An 882-nucleotide genomic window follows, 5' to 3' on the forward strand; every position below is an offset into this window, starting at 1 on the left:
CCATCGCAGGCGGTCCTTCTGTGAAGAAAGACGGCATCAACGCAGGTAATAAGAAAATTACCGGTGTGGCTGACGGCAACGTTGCCGCAGGCAGCACAGATGCTGTGAACGGTGGTCAGTTGTACAACGTGGCAAATAACGTGAAAGACTTAATCGGTCCGGATGCAACTATCGATCCTGCAACAGGTAAAGTCACTGTAGCTGATCCTGCACAAGGTATCGCAGGTACCGGTAAAGGCACAATTGGTGAAGCAATTAAATCTGTGAAAGATAAAGCAGACACCGCAGTGCAAGACATCAAGTCCGGCGATGAGAAAGCATTATCTGTAACAAAAGCAGGCAATACTTATACCATCACACCTAACCTAAGTGGTGATTTAGTGGATGCAGATGGCAACATCACAGCACCAACAACTGCGGCAGATAAAGGTAAGTTAGTCACAGCAGGCACGGTTGCACAAGCGCTTGCAAACACCCACTTTGTGGTGGATACTCAAGCGGCGACTGATGGTGAATTAGATACTGATTCTAAACACGATCAAAAAATCAAAGCTGGCAACAAAGTCACTCTTCAAGCAGGTAAAAACTTGAAAGCGAAACAAACCAATGGCACAGATGGTGCTCAAGTGGAATTCTCGCTTAAAGACAGCATCAGCTTGACACAAGTGACTGCAGGTGAAGGTGATAACCAAGTCGTATTAGGCAACGACGGCGTGAAAGTAGGTGGCAACACTTACATCAACAAAGACGGCTTAAATGCGAATAGCAAAGTTATCAGCAATGTAGCAGACGGCGTTGCGCCGACCGATGCAGTGAACAAAGGTCAGTTAGATGCAGTGAAAGGCGTTGCTGACAGCGCAGTGAAATCTGTGGATGTTGCAA

1 pseudogene is annotated in these 882 nt (G+C 46.8%); it reads left to right on the plus strand.

Features of this window, described 5'->3' with window-relative positions:
• Nucleotides 1–882: pseudogene (locus tag HMPREF9065_RS08785) on the plus strand (hypothetical protein); the annotation flags it as partial.

This window comes from Aggregatibacter sp. oral taxon 458 str. W10330 (assembly GCF_000466335.1).
GTDB lineage: Bacteria > Pseudomonadota > Gammaproteobacteria > Enterobacterales > Pasteurellaceae > Aggregatibacter.